This window comes from Arthrobacter sp. (assembly GCF_031988865.1).
Taxonomy (GTDB): Bacteria; Actinomycetota; Actinomycetes; order Actinomycetales; family Micrococcaceae; genus Arthrobacter_B.
In genome coordinates this window covers 14738-30358 of sequence record NZ_DALZXY010000002.1, presented here as the reverse complement: position 1 = coordinate 30358, position 15621 = coordinate 14738, and the positions used below count along the sequence as shown (strand labels likewise).

Here is a 15621-nt window from a genome sequence, read left to right as displayed (position 1 = left end):
GAAACCGGAAGGGTGTCCGGTGTTAGTCCTGTGCGGGCAGCATAGCGTCCAGATCCGGAGCCTTTGAGAGCGTTCCGTAGCTGGCTGCGGCCTCACCCAGAACGGTCAGGCCGTCACGGTCGAAGTCGGCGTGGAAGGCGGGCAGGATCATCTTGGCGCGCATTTCTTCGTCGATCTTGGTGTAGGTGCCGACGATGTCACGGACAGCATCCGGGTTCTCCTGCGCGTAGACCAGCGACTTCTTCATCGCCGCAGTGAATTTCTCGACGATTTCCGGATTCGCTTTGGCGTACTCGGAAGAGGTGAAGTAGCCGGAGATGTCCAGGTTCTCGTGGGTTTCGGCGAAGTTGTAGGCGATGACACGGGCCCCGTTGTCCACAGACTGTGTCAGGAACGGATCCAGGATCCAGGCTGCGTCCACCTGGCCCGACTCGATCGCGGCGGGGGCGTCAGGGAATGGAATCTCGACGAACTTGATGCTCTCCTGGTCCCCTCCGGCGTTCTCGACGGCCTTGCGGATAGTCGTATCGCCGATGTTGGACAGGTTGTTGACCGAGACGGTCTTGCCGGAGAGGTCCGCGGCGCTCTGGATGTCGGAATCGCCGGGAACAACGACGGCGCCGAAGTCCGAAGTGGTGTCACCAGTGGTCGAGTTGCCGTTGGAGACGAACTCCAGGTTCAGGCCCTTGTCATTGGCGACCATCACGGAGACAACGTTGCCAAAGGCGAACTGGAAGTCGCCGCTGACAATGCCGGGCACGGCGGCTGCGCCACCGGTGGTGGTCTGGATATCGAGGTCGATGCCTTCATCCTCGAAGAAGCCTTGTTCCTTGCCGAGCCAGATGGGTGCGGTGTCGACAATCGTCATGACTCCGGCGGATACCGTGGTCAGTTCCGACGAGCCTTCAGCAGCGGCAGTGCTGTCATCACCGGACAGAGAGCCTCCACCGCAGGCGCTGAGGGCCAGAGCTGCCGTGGCAGCCAGGATGACGGGGACAGTACGTTTCACGAAAAGCGCTCCTTGTGCGTGGGGATCCCCGTGTGGACGGAACGGGGGCGAGAACGTCCTGCAGACGGCGAGATTTTTGCGCTGTTCGCATACTGAACAAGAGTTCTACAGGTAGACGCTATGAAATACGTCACTCTCCGTCAAGGAAAAAAGGTGATTAGAGCCACATTCGATATCGGCCCGTAATGTAGCCGCACCACCTGCAAAGAATGGCAGGGATGCCTGCTGGGTCGGTTAGGCTGATTGGCCCTTTGTCCGGCGTACGGCGACGGCGGACGCCAGCCCCAGGACCAGGAGTGCCCCCGCAGCGGAGGCACTGACCCAGAACGCGGCGGTATGGCCGAATTCCTCCGCGAGCGGACCGGCCAGGCCTGAGCCAATGGCAGTTCCGGCAACCGTGCCGCTGGCGAGGAGGGTCATCACGGTACCCATCAGGTTTGGCGGTGCCAGTTGGGCGCCGATGCCAAAGATGCTGACCATTGTTGGCCCCACCGGGATACCCAGGACAAAGAGCACCAGGAGCATCTGCGGAATTCCGGTGGGCAGAAGCAGCATCAGCGCGGCACAGGTCATGGCCAGGGCAGAGAGTATCCAGCGGGCGGACTGGCTAAGCCGCTCGGGCCAGAACGCGACCGAGAGGGCGGCCGCAGCCGAGCTGATGCCCATCACTGAGTACAGCAGCCCAGCCGCGTCGGCGATGCCGAAGGTGCCGCCGAAGGCAGTGAGGCTGGCCTGCGTGGCGCCAAAGAACGTTCCCATGGCCACCATGCCAAGGACCGGCAGAGCCAGGAGGGCCCAGGTCCGCCACACGCTGGCTGCTGAGCTGCCAGTGTCCGCCGAAGGGTGGGCTGCTCTCTTTCTGGCCGAAGGCCGGCGTCCCGCCGGGACAACAGCTTCGACGGAGCGGTGCAGGGCAAATGCGGTGACCATGGTTCCGGAAATCACCGCCGCCAGTACCAGGGGTAGCCACGGGGCTACCGCCGCGGCCAGCAGGCCCACAAGTGCGGGGCCCAGGACAAAGCTAAGTTCGTCGGCCATGCTCTCGTATGACAAAGCCGTGCCCAGTTCCCTGCCGCTGCGGTCCGGTGCCGTCATGGACATCCAGCGCACGCGGGCGAGCGGGCCCACCTGGGCGCCGGTGGCTCCCATGGCGAAGGCAGCGGCCAGGACTGCGGCCAGCGGGCCGCCCCCGGGCAGCTGCGCCGCCGTGAACAGCACGGCCAGAATCATCAGCGGATTTACGACGGCGGTGCCCAGCAACAGGGGACGCTGGCCAATGCGGTCCGCCAGGTAGCCGAGCAGCGGACCCCCCAGCGCGGCACCGACACCCACTGCCCCGGCGGCGAACCCGCCCTGGGCGTAGGAGCCGGTGGTGCTGGTGACAAGGGTCAATGCTCCGATGGTCAGCATCGCCAGCGGGAGCCTGGCGAGGAAGGCGATCGGGAAGAAGGCTTTGCCGGCGAGTTCGAAGATCCGCGCATACCGGCCGCTGGCCTGCGGTGCGGGAGCCGCCCCGGAGCCCGCAGCGCTGGAACCGGCACCGGCACCGGCAGAACCGGAGCCGGCAGGCTCCGATGAGGGATATTCGGGCGTCATTGGATCAGGGTTCATTTTCGCTCAGTTCACGCAAAACTGCGCACCGTCCCCCCTCCCGATGCGCCCGACCCGGTTGCACGTCAATTCTACTACTTGTCCCCGTGCTGCAGCGCTGCCGCGCACCCCGGTCAGGAGGCCAGGGCTTCCGCGGACCGGAACCGGATGGTGGACCCGTTCCGTCCCCGGGTAATCTGCAGCTGGGCACCGATCCGCTGCTTCATCTCCCCCACGTGGCTGACCAGGCCCACCACCCTGCCTCCGTCGCGGAGGCCTTCGAGTGCATCCATGACCTGTTCCAGCGCTTCTTCGTCCAGGCTGCCAAACCCCTCATCGACAAAGAGGGTTTCCATGCTTGTCCCGCCGGATTCCTGCTGCACCACGTCGGCCAGTCCAAGTGCCAGGGCCAGGGATGCCATAAAGGACTCCCCACCTGAAAGCGTTGAGGTATCCCTGCGGACGCCGGTCCAGTCATCGATCACATGGAGGCCAAGCCCTGCCTTCCGGTTGCCGGAGCGGGAGTCGTCGTGCACCAGCGAGTACCGTCCAGCCGTCATCGCTGCGAGACGTTCGGTCGCCGCAGCTGCGATCTGTTCCAGGCGTGCGGCGAGCACATAGGTGCTCAGCGCCATCCGGTAGTTGTTCTCGCCGTTGCCGCGGGCTGTCTCGGTCACGGACTGGAGCAGTTCGAACCGGCTGCGCAGCGGACGTATCTGTCCGCCGGCCGCGGCCAGTTTCTCCGCCAGCTCCTCGAGAGTGGCGGCGGAGCCCTCCAGCAGGCCAATCTGGACAGCTCCGTCGGAGACCGCCTTCCGTGCGGCATCTGCCGCTTCCGCGGCCTCGGCCACGTCTTCCTCGTCCGGCATGGCAGCCCGCTCGCCGTCGCTGTCCAGGGCCGCGGCCGCGTCCTCTGCCTCGCGGCGCATGGCAAGGCGCGCGGCATCCGCGTCAGTCGCTTCGACCGTGCTGCGGATTTCCGCAGCTTCCGCTTCAGGGAGCAGGGCGGCCCGGGCGGCGTCGGCATCAGCGAACCCGGTCCCAATGAGAGCTCCGTCCAATGCCTGCGTGCTGCTCAGCCGCGAGGCGCCCGCATGTGCCACCGCCTGCAGGGCCGAGCGGGCATCCCCTCCCAGCCTGCGGACTGCCCGGAGGTTCTCCACACGCTCCTGGAGTGTCGCGGCGCCCTTCCGCAGGTCGGCGCTGCGGCTGCGCTGCTGCGCGATTTCCTCCTGGGCGGCCCCGGCCCGCGCCTGGGCATGTGCAGCCTCCTGCAATAGCCGGGATTCTTCTCGGTTGAGGCCCTCGAGTTCCTGTTCCAGCAGGTCCACTCGCGCTTCGTCTGCTGCCTGCTTCGCCGCGGCTTCTTCCGCCCGGCGGAGCTCGGCTGCTGCCGCGTCACGCGCCAGGAGCGCGTCCCGGGGATCGGCGTCGCCGCCCTGGACCTGGAGCGCAGCGGCCGTTGCGGCATCCGCAGCCGCCGCACTCCGAGCCTCCTCCCACTGCTTTTCCGCAGCCTCGCTGCGGGACCGTGCCGCCGATTCATCCTCGCGGGCGACGAACGTCCCGTTCGTGGGAAGCGGGGCCGGGTCGGGGTGCTCGCAGCTGCCGCAGACCGGGCAGGCAGCACCTGTCTCCAGGGAAGCAGCCAGCTCGGCGGCCGCCTGGTCAAGGCGGAGCTGCAACAGGTCCTGCCATTGCCCGCGCCGGTCCTGGTAGTCCTGCCGGGCGGCTGCTGCTGCCTCCGCGGACACGGCAGCGGCTGCGTGCGCCTTGCCGTACGCGGCGATGACCTCTATCAGGCGCTCGGCCTGTTCCATCCGGTTTCGTGCGGCTTCCGTGCCGGCGGCAATGGACCTGAGCCCCGGCAGGCCGGTGCGCAGGCCGGATTGTTCGCTGCGCAGCTCTGCGGCTGCGGTGCGGGCCTGTTCAGCCTCGGACCGGGCCGCCGTTTCGAAGGCCAGGTCCTTTTCCACCTGGCGCTCCATGCCGGCCAGCCGTTCGGCGTCGGCCAGGGCGGCTTCTGCTGCGCCCAGTTCCGACGCCGTAGCCGTGTCCAGTCCTTCCAGCTGCTGTGGGTCGGGCCAGGAACCGGGCTCCGTCTCCGCAGGCCCGGCAGGGACCAGCTCCGCCAGCCCCTCTGCTGCCGCGGCCCGGCGAAGCTCGGCCAAGGCGGCGCCGGCGTAGGCCGCTGCCTTGTCCGAACTGCGGCGGGCAGAATCGCAGGCTGCCAGATATCCGGAGAGCCCTTCGGCACGGGCATGGGCGGCCAGCGCTTCGCGCAGCGGAACGCTGGCCGCCTGGCGCGAGGTGTGCGCTCTTTCGTCTGCTTCCAGCTGCAGTAGTGCCAGGCCACGGGCCCGGCGTGCCTGGAGCCGGTGCAGGGTGTCCTCCGCCCGGGAAAGTTCGGTGCCGCGATGTTCCTGTCCGGCCCGGAAGCCCTCGAGCCGGGCGGCCACATCGGTGCGCACGGCGTCCAGCCAGGCAGAGTCGTCGCCGGCAGGCTCAACTCGGAGATCCTGTCCGGAAGCTGGCTCAGAGTCCTCTCCCTCACCGCCGGACAGGGAGGCTCCCCCGTCTCCCAGCAGTCTCAGGCAACGGTTAACTTCGCTGCGGACCTGGGCCAGGATGAGATCGGCCCCGGCTTGCGCTTCGGCCAGTTTCGCCTGTGCGGCTGAGGCTTGTTCCTTGAGCTGGCGTTCGATCTCCTCGAATCGCCAGGTGCCGAACAGGCGCTGGAGCAGGTCGGCACGGGACGTGGCGTCGGCGCGCAGGAATGCGGCGAAGTCACCCTGGGGCAGCATCACCACACGGGTGAACTGTTCCCGGCTCATGCCCAGCAGGTCCTGAATCTCCGCTGCGGCCTCGTCATTGCGGGTGGTTTTTTGCACCCACTCGCCGTGGACCAGTTCGCGCAGCAGTGTCCGGGCCTGCTCGGTGACCGTTCCGGTGGCGCTTCCGGCGCGTTTGGCCGGACGCTCCCACTGCGGGCTGCGCACTACTTCGAAGCGGCGCGGGCCGGCGCTGAAGTCCATAACGACCTCGGGCGCCGTGCCGGGCGCCGCATGGTCGCTGCGAAGCTTCCGGGCTTCCTGCCTGGCTCCCGGAACGGATCCGTACAGCGCAAAGCAGATCGCGTCCAGGACACTGGTCTTGCCTGCGCCCGTGGGACCGTTGAGCAGGAACAGCCCCTGGGCGCCCAGCTCGTCGAAGTCGATTACCTGACGTTCCGCGAACGGCCCAAAGGCCTGTATCTCCAGCCGGTGGATCCTCATTTGGACACCTCCGCGGCGTTGACCTTCTCCAGGACTTCCACGAAGAGGTCCTTCTCTTCAGGGGCAGCTTCGCGGGACCGCACATGGTCCAGGAACCCGCAGCAGATATCCAGGTCGTCAGTGGCGCGGGCCAGGCGGCGGCTGTAGCTCTCGTTCGCGCCGCGTTTCCCCGAGGCCGGTTCGAAAGCGAGCACCAGCGTCCCTGGGAAACGTGACCGGACCCGTTCCATGGCCTTCGCCGGGCGGTCGTCATCCGTCAGTGTGACCTGGCACCAAGCGTCTTCCGCGCCGGCCAGGGCAGGGTCGGCCAGGAGCTCCTCCAGGGTCCCCCGCAGCAGCTCCAGCCGCTTAGGTGCGTCCCACGGCACCGGGGTGACGCCGGTCAGGCCGGCGGAACCGATCTCGACCAGGAGTCCACCTTTGGACTGGCGGGCTTCGGAGAAGGAATACGGCAGCGGGGAACCGCTGTACCAAACGTTCGGCGCCAGCTCCTGCCGGCCGTGGAGGTGGCCAAGGGCGGCGTAGGAAAACCCGGTAAACAGATCCAGCGGCACGGCACCGACCCCTCCCACGGAAAGGTCCCGCTCGCTGTCCGAAGTGAGACCGCCGCTGGCGAAGGTGTGTGCCATCACGACCGGAAGAACAGGGTTTCCCTCTGCTTCCCGCCGCGCTACGTCCCGGCGGATCCGCTGACAGGCTTCAGCCAGCACTCCGGAATGGCTCGGAGGCACATCCGCACCGAGCTCCGGAGCCGCCAGCCGCGGCTCAAGGTAGGGGATGCCGTACACAGCCACGGTGGCAGAGCCCTCCTGCAGCAGCACCGGCGAGGTGATTGCGTCGATCCCGGTGCGAAGGTGCACGCCGCCCTGTTCGAAAATCCGTCCACCGAAACCCAGCCGGGCGGCTGAATCATGGTTTCCACTGGTGAGAATGACACGGGCACCGGCGGCGGTGATTCCTGCAAGCGCCTCATCCAGGAGCCTGACGACGTCGACGCCGGGAAGCGCGCGGTCGTAGACATCGCCGGAAATCAGGACAGCGTCCACCCGTTGTGCGCGGACAGTCTCCAAAAGCTGGTCGATGAACCCGCGTTGGGCCTCCAGCAGGCCGACTCCGTGGAAGGAACGGCCGAGGTGCCAGTCAGAGGTGTGCAGAATTCGCATACCTTCAAACTACCGCCCGCCGGTGACACAACAGGACCCGGGGCATTGCCCCGGGTCCTGTTGTGGTGCTGCGGCTGCTGCCGCGGCGGCTTACGGCCGCTTGGGTTCGGTGGTTCCGCCGTCGGAAACGTCTCCGTCATCCGGGCGGCCGGTGGTCCCGCTGCCTTCGCCGGTGCCGGCCGCAGGGGAGGAATCATCCTGGTCGAAGAAGCCGCGGGCTTCCTCGCGTTCCTTGGAACGGGCGTCCTCGGCCTGCGCACCTGACCCGGCTTCGGGCCCGGATTCGGCTTCGGCGGCAGCCGGCACGGCTGTGGTGTCGGCAGTCGTGACCGCGGCCGGTTCGGCTGCAGCGTCGGTGTCCTCGTCGAGGTATTCCTCTTCGTAAACGTCCACCGCGGCCACCGCGGCCGTACCTGCAAGGTCAAGGCTGCGGTAGATCAGGCCGGCGATGGCGGCACCCAGCAGCGGGGCCAGCCAGAACAGCCAGAGCTGGCCCACGGCCCAGCTTTCGGCGAAGAGCGCCGTCGCCGTCGAACGCGCCGGGTTGATGGAGCCACCGGTGATGGGCACCAGGAAGGTGAGCAGCGCGGCGTACGTGACGCCGACGGCGAAGGCACTGGCGGCTGCGGAGAGCCGGCTGCCGGCGCCGAGGTAGACAGCGGTGAGCAGTGCAGCGGCAATAACTTCGGTCAGCAGGGCTCCGGCAAGCGGGAACTGCGTGGCGGAGTTCTCAGCGAATCCGTTCGCGACAGCCGAGAAGAACGGCTGCGTTTCGGGGATCTGGGGATGCCCGGTCATGGACACCCACAGAATCAGTGCGGCGAAAACGGCTCCCACGACCTGGGCCACAATGTAGGGAAGGACGGACTTCCAGTCTGTCCGGCCCGCCATGGCGCTGCCCAGTGTGATCGTGGGGAGGAAGTGGCCACCGGAAATGTAGCCGAACGCGACCATTGCGGCCGCCAGGACCAGCCCGAAGGCCAACGGCGCGGAGAGCCCGCCGGTGGGGTTGAAGAACGCGACGCCCAGGCCCACCATAACCAGCAGGAAGGAGCCGGCCGCTTCAGCAACGCTGCGGCCGACGAGCCCGTACCTGCGAAGGGGTGCAAGGGATACGCTCTCGGTGTCGATCCCAGCGCGGGCGCCGGCTGGGAAGTGTGGCTCAGCAGTCATGGAAGAGGGTGTTCCTATCAGTTGGAGACAATTGGTCGCCGCGGACGGCGGATAGCGCGCGGCCGGAACGGGCAGGCGCTGTGCAAACCACCCCAGACTTCCATCGGTACCTGAGAGTCCGCTGGGTGCGAACTGAGCATACACTTGTGCGGCACCCGGGCGGCAGGGCCGCCGCAGACACCTATGCTTGAGATGTGAAAGAATCCCCCGAATCCAGCACCGGAGCGACCGTCGACGCCGCGAAGTTCCGGAATAAAGTCCATGGCTGCCTGCTCGGCGGAGCGATTGGGGATGCCCTCGGCTACACCGTGGAATTCGATTCCCTGGAGGGCATCCGCAGCCGGTATGGCGCCCTGGGACTGACCAGCTTCGACCAGCTGGACGTCCCCGCCCGGATTTCGGACGACACCCAGATGACCCTTTATACGGTGGATGGGCTGGTGGAAGTCCTGCAGTGGGCCAACGACGGCGTGGGCGCGGATGAGACCGCCTGCCTCTGGCTGGCCTATCTGCGCTGGCTGAAGACGCAGGGATTGCAGGTGCCGGACAACGCGCCCTTCCAGCCCGACCGCTGGATCGATTCCCAGGAAGTGCTCCACCACCGCCGTGCGCCAGGCAATGCCTGCCTCTCCGGTTTGCTGACCGGCGAGATGGGAACCCGGTTCCGTCCGGTGAATCCGGATTCCAATACCTGCGGCACAGTAATGCGCTCGGCTCCGTTCGGCCTGCTGCCCTATGTCGCCGGGGACGTCATCTACCGGTTCAGCACCGACGGCGCCGCACTGACCCACGGCCATCCCTCCGCCCTGCACAGTGCAGCGGTGTTCAGCACCCTCATCCACGATCTGCTGCCAGAAGGCGCTTCGCTGGAGGCCGCAGCAACGCAGGCCGTGTCGCGTGCCGCTGCCGGAAATGTCCCGGAATTATCCGCCCGGCTTGAGGCCGCTCTCGCCCTCGCCGCCGAACAGGACGTCCGCCCCGAACGGATGACCGAAGTCCTCGGCGAAGGCTGGGTCGCTGAGGAAGCACTGGCTATCGGACTGTACGCAGCCTTGTCCTCCCTGGACGCCGGGACGCCGCTGGCGCAGTTCCGGAAGGCAATGGCGGTGGCCGTCAACCACGACGGCGACAGCGATTCCACCGCGTCGGTGGCCGGCAACATCCTCGGCGCGCTCTATGGTGTCGAAGCCCTGCCGCAGGAATGGGTGGAGGCAATCGACGCCCGCGAAACCGTGGCGAAGATGGCTGAGGCGCTGATTGCCGTCACCGTCGGCTAGCGCCCGGTGAAGCCACAAAGCTGAGGGTCTGGGTTACTGGCTGCCGTGGGGCCAGGACCCACCGATCATCTGCAGGAACTCCGCCTCGGAGAGGACTTCGATTTGCTGGCCGCGTTCGTGCAGCTCCAGCACCCGGCGGGCTTTTCCGGTCACATGGCCGTTGCGCAGGTCCCCGGCTTCGAACCCGTCACCGACAACGAGCACTGTTGTGGACCGGGTCACCGTGCTGGCCGGGCGGGCCCCCAGATCTGCGGCGCGGTCCTTCGCATGCTGCCGGGGCATCCCCAGGTTCCCGGTAAAAACGATGGTCTGGCCGTAAAGCGGGTGGCCCGGCTCCGCAGCCGGGTTTGGCGGAGAGTTCACGCCTTCCGCGGGCCAGCCGCTCCAGCTTCCTGCCGCCTGGGGCGATCCGGTGCCGCGTTCCAGTGCGGCTCTTGTCGCTTTGGAGAGGGCATCGGTGCCCGGGCGGTAGGCGGGGGCATGGTTCGGCGTCATCCCTTGAAGGACGAAAAACTCGTCCAAGGAACCCGCTCCGGAACGGCGGACGACGTCGATCATGATCCCGGCACAGGCCCTGGCATCGGCCGTGGCGTCATGGTGGTTTTCCAGCGGCACGCCGGCTGCCTCGGCCACGAACGGCAGGGAGTGCGAGGGCAGGCTGTACGTCCGCCGGGAGAGCATCACCGTGCAGGTGTAGTCATACGCCGGGCCCGGCAGGTCCGAGACTTCCAGGGCGGAGCGGATGACGCCCAGGTCGAAGGCGGCGTTGTGGGCAACCAGCAGGTCTTCGCCGATGAACGCCCCGATCTCGGGAAACAGGTCCCCGAAGCGTGGTTTGTCCGCCACCATCCAGGCCTCGATGCCGTGGATGCCGGTATTGCGCCGGTCAAAGAAGTCATGGCCCTCCGGGGGCCGCATGAGCCAGGAGGCTTCCTCTACGATCCTGCCGCCGCGGACCTTGCTCAGGCCCACCGAGCAGGGAGATCCGCGGAATCCGTTCGCCGTTTCAAAGTCGATGGAGGTGAAATCCACGCCCACTTCAGGACTCGTCGGCCGTGCGCTGGGCCTTCCTCCGGCGGTAGGACCGGACCTTGGCCGTGACGTACCAGACGGCTGCCACGAGGACCGCAACGATCACGATGTTCTGGAAGATCCCGGCGTATTCCTCGACGATGTGCCAGCTCTCGCCCAGGTAGTAGCCGGAGAGTACGAAGATCGTGTTCCAGATGAGGCTGCCCGCGGTGGTCAGGCCGAGGAACTTCAGCACGGGCATCCTCTCGATGCCGGCCGGGATCGAGATGAGGGACCGGAAGATGGGGATCATCCGGCCAAAGAACACGGCTTTGTAGCCGTGCCGCTCGAACCAGGCCTCGACCTTGTCCACATCTTCCAGGTCAACCAGCGGGACCTTGTCCGCGATGGCGCGCATCCGGTCCCGTCCCAGCCAGGCGCCCAGCGCGTACAGTGCCAGCGCACCGATCACGGAGCCGAGGGTCGTCCAGATCAGCGCAGCGGTGATCGAGAAGTTGCCCTGGCTGGAGGCGAACCCCGCCAGTGGGAGGATGACTTCACTCGGCAGCGGCGGAAAGAGATTCTCCAACGCGATGGCCAGGCCGGCACCAGGAGCGCCGATGGCCTCCATGATGTCCACGGCCCACTGGGCGACCCCTCCCAGGGCCGATCCGGAACTGGCGGGGTCAGCGGAGACGCTGGTCAGGATACTCATATCGGAACCAATTGTGCCCTACTCCCCCGCCAGCCCAGAACGCGGCCGCGTGTCCCGGGGGCGGTTCCCCGCCGAACACCGCGCTTAGGCAGTGGCGGTAATCACAGTTACGTGGCGGGCGGAACCTGCAGTACCTGGACGATCGAGGGCAGCAGCGCGCGGAAGGCCTGACCGCGGTGGCTGATGGCGTTTTTCTCATCGCTGGTCAGTTCCGCGCAGCTGCGCGTCTGGCCCAGCGGCTGCAGGATCGGATCGTAACCGAACCCGCCGGCACCGCGCGGTGAGGCCAGCAGGGTGCCGCGCAGCTCTCCGCGTTCCACGGTGTCCGAGCCGCCGGGAACTGCCAGGGCGGCCGCGCAGATGAACGCCGCGCCGCGGTGCTCTTCCCCGATATCGGCCAGCTGCGCCAGCAGCAGATCCAGGTTGGCGGGGTCATTGCCGTGGACGCCTGACCACCGTGCGGAGAAAATCCCCGGGGCGCCGCCCAGGACGTCCACGGCCAGGCCGGAATCGTCGGCGATCGCCGGCAGGCCGGTAGCCTCCGCCACTGCCCGTGCCTTCAGCAGCGCATTCTCCTCGAACGTAACGCCCGTTTCCGGAACGTCCGGGGCTCCGGCGGCAGCCGCGTCGATCACCTGGGTGTCGACGTCGAGCCCCTCGATCCGGCCGCGCAGCAGTTCGCGCAGCTCCCGCAGTTTTCCCGCGTTCCGGGTGGCCAGCACCAGGCGGGGTTCGACGGCGGTCACTGGCCTGCCAGCGTGCGCCGCTGGATTTCAGCGAGCTGGGTGGTGCCGAGCAGCGCCAGGTCCAGCAGGGCATCCAGTTCCGCACGGTCGAAGGGTGCGCCTTCGGCTGTGCCCTGGACCTCCACGAACTTGCCGCTGCCGGTCACCACCACGTTCATGTCGGTTTCGGCCCGGACGTCTTCAACGTAGGGCAGATCCAGCATTGGCACGCCGTCGATGATGCCTACGCTGACGGCGGCCACGGTGTCCCGCAGCGGCTCTGCGCTGCGCGGGATCAGTTTGTTCTCCTTGGCCCAGGCCAGTGCGTCGGCCAGAGCCACGTAGGCGCCGGTGATCGCCGCGGTGCGGGTTCCGCCGTCAGCCTGGAGCACGTCGCAGTCCAGCACGATGGTGTTTTCGCCCAGCGCCTTGGTGTCGATGATGGAACGCAGGGAACGGCCGATCAGCCGGGAGATCTCATGCGTCCGGCCGCCGAGCTTGCCCTTGACCGACTCGCGGGCGTTACGGGTGTTGGTGGCGCGGGGCAGCATCGCATACTCGGCGGTGACCCACCCCTTGCCTTCGCCCTTCAGCCAACGCGGCACGCCCGCCGTCAGGGACGCAGTGCAGAGCACCTTGGTTCCGCCGAACTCGATCAGCGCCGAACCTTCGGCCTGGGTGGACCAGCCGCGGGTGATGGTGATGTTGCGGAGCTGGTCGGGGGTGCGGCCGTCGGCACGTAGTGTTCCGGCTGCGGACAGGGAGGAATTCGGGGCGGTAGTCATGCGCCCAGTCTATCGCCGGGGCGTGGACCCGCTTTCAGGGTGCCGGGGCCGAGGTGCCGGGGGCCGGAGCTACTGGTTCCGTTCCACCGCCAGCGGCGGCGCGAAGGCGGTGCCGATGTCATAGGACACGCCGGCGACAGCGACGGCGAGGTCGCCGTCGTAGGTTTCGCGTGCTTCCTGCACCGCGGCATTCGCATCGTTCCAGACCGGCAGGTGGGTAAGCAGCAGCCGGCGGGCTCCGGCCGCGGTCGCCGCTGCACCGGCCCGCTTACCGGTCAGGTGGACTCCAGTGATGGCGTCGTCGCGCCCTTCGTGGAACGCTGCTTCACACAGGAAGACGTCGCTGTTCCGCGCCGCTTCCTCCAGGCCCGGACAGGAATCCGTATCCCCGGAGTACGCCAGTGAACGGACTACTTCGGCGCCGTCCTCGGTTTTTACGGTGGCTTCCACGCGCAGGGCGTATGCCTCGTCGGCGGGATGGGCCGCCGGGTACGGGGTCACGGTGAAGGGGCCGATCTGCACCGGTTCCCCTGCCGTCCAGGAGTGGAACTCGAAGTCCTCATGCATCCCGGGGTCAGGGTCGAGGCCGTAGGCGACGGCGATCCGGTCAGCGGTCGCGGCCGGCCCAAAGACCAGCACACGGTCACGGTTCCAGCCGGTCGGATCCCAGTGCACGGCCACATGCAGCCCGCACAGGTCCATAAAGTGGTCCGGATGCAGGTGCGTGATCAGCACGGCATCAATATCCCGCAGGTCCATGTAGCGCTGGAGCGGGCCCAGGGACCCGTTGCCCAGGTCCAGCAGGATGCGCCAGTCGCGGATCCCGTCGCTGGCGGTCACCAGGTAGCAGGATGCCGGGGAAGCCGGGCCGGGAAAGGAGCCGGAGCAGCCCACGATCTTCAGTTTCATCGGGTGCCGTTCCGCCGGGCGCCGGCGGTGGCGCGCTTTTCTGCCCGAGCCTGTGACTGGGATTTGGCCGCGGCGATCATCTCCGGCGTGATCCGGGCCAGGACACCGGTGGGGTAGCGCGCTGCGACCGAATCGGCGTGCTCTACCCGGAGGACTTCGGGACCGAGGAAACGCCGGGCCAGGAGTTCGAAGGAGCCGGCATCGCCGGTGGCGACGAAGCGGTGCTGCGGCGGCGTGCCCGATTCGCGCTGCAGTCCGTGTGTGATCAGTGACCGGTACACGTCCTTGGCGGTTTCCTCGGCACTCGAGACCAGGGTGACGCCGTCGCCCATTACATAGGAGATGACGCCGGTCAGCAACGGGTAGTGCGTGCAGCCCAGGACCAGGGTGTCAACGTCATGGTCCTTCAGCGGCGCCAGGTACTCCTCGGCGACTTCGAGCAGTTCCTCGCCGGCGGTAACCCCGGCCTCGACGTATTCCACAAAGGCCGGGCAGGCCACCGAGGAGACTTCGAGGTGGGGTGCTGCGGCGAACGTGTCGTCATAGGCCCGTGAGCCCACGGTGGCAGCGGTGCCGATCACGCCAATGCGCCCGCTGCGGGTGGCTGAAACGGCCCGGCGGACGGCTGGCTGGATCACTTCGATCACCGGGATGCCGTAACGGCCGGTGTAGCGTTCACGGGCGTCACGGAGGACTGCGGCAGAGGCGGAGTTACAGGCGATCACCAGCAGCTTCACTCCGGCGTCGACCAGTTCGTCCATCACTCCCAGGGCGAAGGCGCGCACATCTGCAATCGGAAGCGGGCCGTAGGGGCCGTTCGCGGTGTCTCCGACGTAGAGAATGGATTCGTTCGGCAGCTGGTCGATGACGGCACGCGCCACGGTCAGTCCGCCGACACCGGAATCGAAAATGCCGATCGGCGCGTCTGTGGTCTTCGGCAGCGCGTCCAACAGCTGCGACGTACCGGGATGGTCAGAGCTCATGATGTATCGACAATAGTCCCCGGGCGCGTCCTGATGCACAGGAAAGTCCGTGGCCTTGGTCACACTCAGTCAGCGGGCAAGGTATCCAATAGTGCCTTCATGAGGGTTTCCTGCAGCCACGTCACGAAGTTGTAGACCAGGGCCAGGTAGTCGTCCACGTCCTGCGCGTCATCGGGTTCCGTGATGGAGTGCAGTGCCTCGGCGTCCTCGTCCGTCTCGAGCCCCAGCCTGGAGCCCAGCACCAGCCGGACGTCGTTCAGCGCCCGTGCGAAGTGCCGGGCCTGTTCGGAATCCAGGTGCAGCGGGCTCGCTTCGAGCGCCATGGATGCGGCACGCAGAGCGCCGATCTTCCCCTCGCGCAGTGACCGCTCGGTCAGCCGGCGGAACTCCAGGGCGTCGTCGTCGTTGCCGTGGACGCCGTTCGGCAGCAGCCGCAGCAGCGCCGGGTCCTCGGGCAGCTCGGCACTGGTATCCATTCCGATCATGGCGGCCAGCGGGTCCTCCTGGGCCGGAGTTTCGGGCTCGAGCATGCTGGCCACATCGGAAAACAGGTCGCGGAGCAGTGACCTCTCCCCCGGCTCCAGTGCGGCCGTGATGCCCTTGCGGGTGAGCTTGAATCCGGTTGTCAATGAGAAATCTCCTGTGGTTTGGCTGCCCCGCCTAGGGCTGATCGGCTTTCTGGAACGTGGCCCAAAGACCGTAGGAGTGCATCGCCAGGGTGTGGCGTTCAGCTTCCTCACGTGAGCCTGTGGCAACAACCGACTTGCCCTCGTTGTGCACTTCCAGCATCAGCTTGTGGGCCTTGGCTTCCGGGTAGCCGAAATAGCTCTGGAAAACATAGCTGACGTAGCTCATGAGATTCACCGGGTCGTTCCAGACAATCACCACCCACGGGACATCACTGAAGGTCAGTTCCTCGGTCCGGGTGTCGGTTTGTGTCCCGGTACCCGGGAGGGTGGCAACGCTCATGTTGTCAATTGTAGTTTGGTGCGGGCACGTCGGTGCG

Annotated in this window: 14 protein-coding genes; 1 reads left to right on the top strand and 13 read right to left on the bottom strand. The window is 67.0% G+C overall.

Going from position 1 to position 15621, the window contains the following annotated elements; all coding sequences use genetic code 11:
* Window positions 1-22: 22 nt before the first annotated feature.
* From RTN46_RS00655 to RTN46_RS00635, 5 genes are all read right to left on the bottom strand, one after another.
* The gene (locus RTN46_RS00655; RefSeq protein ID WP_312178498.1) at window positions 23-1009 is read right to left on the bottom strand and encodes an ABC transporter substrate-binding protein; all 987 of its coding nucleotides are present in this window, start codon (window positions 1007-1009) and stop codon (window positions 23-25) included.
* A gap of 234 nt (window positions 1010-1243) precedes the next feature.
* The gene (locus RTN46_RS00650) at window positions 1244-2620 is read right to left on the bottom strand and encodes an MFS transporter (RefSeq protein ID WP_312178497.1); all 1377 of its coding nucleotides are present in this window, start codon (window positions 2618-2620) and stop codon (window positions 1244-1246) included.
* A gap of 113 nt (window positions 2621-2733) precedes the next feature.
* A complete protein-coding gene (locus RTN46_RS00645; protein ID WP_312178496.1) occupies window positions 2734-5874 on the bottom strand; it encodes an SMC family ATPase in 3141 nt (1046 codons plus the stop codon).
* The gene (locus RTN46_RS00640) at window positions 5871-7037 is read right to left on the bottom strand and encodes an exonuclease SbcCD subunit D (protein ID WP_312178495.1); all 1167 of its coding nucleotides are present in this window, start codon (window positions 7035-7037) and stop codon (window positions 5871-5873) included. Before RTN46_RS00640 ends, RTN46_RS00645 begins: the two co-directional genes overlap by 4 nt.
* Before the next feature lie 90 nt (window positions 7038-7127).
* Window positions 7128-8210: an aquaporin gene (locus tag RTN46_RS00635; RefSeq protein WP_312178494.1), complete on the bottom strand. Its 1083-nt coding sequence runs from the start codon at window positions 8208-8210 to the stop codon at window positions 7128-7130.
* A 194-nt stretch (window positions 8211-8404) separates the two neighbouring features.
* Between RTN46_RS00635 and RTN46_RS00630 the strand changes: the two genes are divergently transcribed.
* Window positions 8405-9487, top strand: a complete 1083-nt coding sequence (locus RTN46_RS00630; protein WP_312178493.1) for an ADP-ribosylglycohydrolase family protein — start codon at window positions 8405-8407, stop codon at window positions 9485-9487.
* Window positions 9488-9520: 33 nt separating this feature from the next.
* On the opposite strand, the gene RTN46_RS00625 is transcribed toward RTN46_RS00630, so the two are convergent.
* The 8 genes from RTN46_RS00625 to clpS all read right to left on the bottom strand — a co-directional run bounded on the left by RTN46_RS00625 (window position 9521) and on the right by clpS (window position 15584).
* Window positions 9521-10525 (bottom strand): exonuclease domain-containing protein, encoded by a 1005-nt coding sequence (locus RTN46_RS00625; RefSeq protein ID WP_312178492.1) that lies wholly within the window; start codon window positions 10523-10525, stop codon window positions 9521-9523.
* A 1-nt stretch (window position 10526) separates the two neighbouring features.
* Window positions 10527-11213, bottom strand: coding sequence for a DedA family protein (locus tag RTN46_RS00620; protein WP_312178491.1), 687 nt, complete (start codon window positions 11211-11213; stop codon window positions 10527-10529).
* Between the two features lie 107 nt (window positions 11214-11320).
* On the bottom strand, window positions 11321-11959 hold the full coding sequence (gene rdgB, locus RTN46_RS00615) for an RdgB/HAM1 family non-canonical purine NTP pyrophosphatase (protein ID WP_312178490.1): 639 nt from the start codon (window positions 11957-11959) through the stop codon (window positions 11321-11323).
* The gene (gene rph / locus RTN46_RS00610; protein ID WP_312178489.1) at window positions 11956-12723 is read right to left on the bottom strand and encodes a ribonuclease PH; all 768 of its coding nucleotides are present in this window, start codon (window positions 12721-12723) and stop codon (window positions 11956-11958) included. The genes rdgB and rph overlap by 4 nt, the downstream gene beginning before the upstream one ends.
* Window positions 12724-12792: 69 nt before the next feature.
* A complete protein-coding gene (locus tag RTN46_RS00605; protein ID WP_312178488.1) occupies window positions 12793-13632 on the bottom strand; it encodes an MBL fold metallo-hydrolase in 840 nt (279 codons plus the stop codon).
* On the bottom strand, window positions 13629-14615 hold the full coding sequence (gene murI, locus RTN46_RS00600; RefSeq protein WP_312178487.1) for a glutamate racemase: 987 nt from the start codon (window positions 14613-14615) through the stop codon (window positions 13629-13631). Before murI ends, RTN46_RS00605 begins: the two co-directional genes overlap by 4 nt.
* A gap of 65 nt (window positions 14616-14680) precedes the next feature.
* Complete coding sequence (locus RTN46_RS00595) at window positions 14681-15244, bottom strand: DUF2017 domain-containing protein (protein ID WP_312178486.1); 564 nt, start codon at window positions 15242-15244, stop codon at window positions 14681-14683.
* Window positions 15245-15275: 31 nt separating this feature from the next.
* A complete protein-coding gene (gene clpS / locus RTN46_RS00590) occupies window positions 15276-15584 on the bottom strand; it encodes an ATP-dependent Clp protease adapter ClpS (protein ID WP_312178485.1) in 309 nt (102 codons plus the stop codon).
* Window positions 15585-15621: the final 37 nt, after the last annotated feature.

Bases quoted from the DNA above. Each gene is read 5' to 3' on its own strand.
- RTN46_RS00650 (WP_312178497.1), bottom strand. From the start codon at position 2,620: ATGAACCCTGATCCAATGACGCCCGAATATCCCTCATCGGAGCCTGCC.
- RTN46_RS00645 (WP_312178496.1), bottom strand. From the start codon at position 5,874: ATGAGGATCCACCGGCTGGAGATACAGGCCTTTGGGCCGTTCGCGGAA.
- RTN46_RS00640 (WP_312178495.1), bottom strand. From the start codon at position 7,037: ATGCGAATTCTGCACACCTCTGACTGGCACCTCGGCCGTTCCTTCCAC.
- RTN46_RS00635 (WP_312178494.1), bottom strand. From the start codon at position 8,210: ATGACTGCTGAGCCACACTTCCCAGCCGGCGCCCGCGCTGGGATCGAC.
- RTN46_RS00620 (WP_312178491.1), bottom strand. From the start codon at position 11,213: ATGAGTATCCTGACCAGCGTCTCCGCTGACCCCGCCAGTTCCGGATCG.
- rph (WP_312178489.1), bottom strand. From the start codon at position 12,723: ATGACTACCGCCCCGAATTCCTCCCTGTCCGCAGCCGGAACACTACGT.
- RTN46_RS00605 (WP_312178488.1), bottom strand. From the start codon at position 13,632: ATGAAACTGAAGATCGTGGGCTGCTCCGGCTCCTTTCCCGGCCCGGCT.
- murI (WP_312178487.1), bottom strand. From the start codon at position 14,615: ATGAGCTCTGACCATCCCGGTACGTCGCAGCTGTTGGACGCGCTGCCG.
- clpS (WP_312178485.1), bottom strand. From the start codon at position 15,584: ATGAGCGTTGCCACCCTCCCGGGTACCGGGACACAAACCGACACCCGG.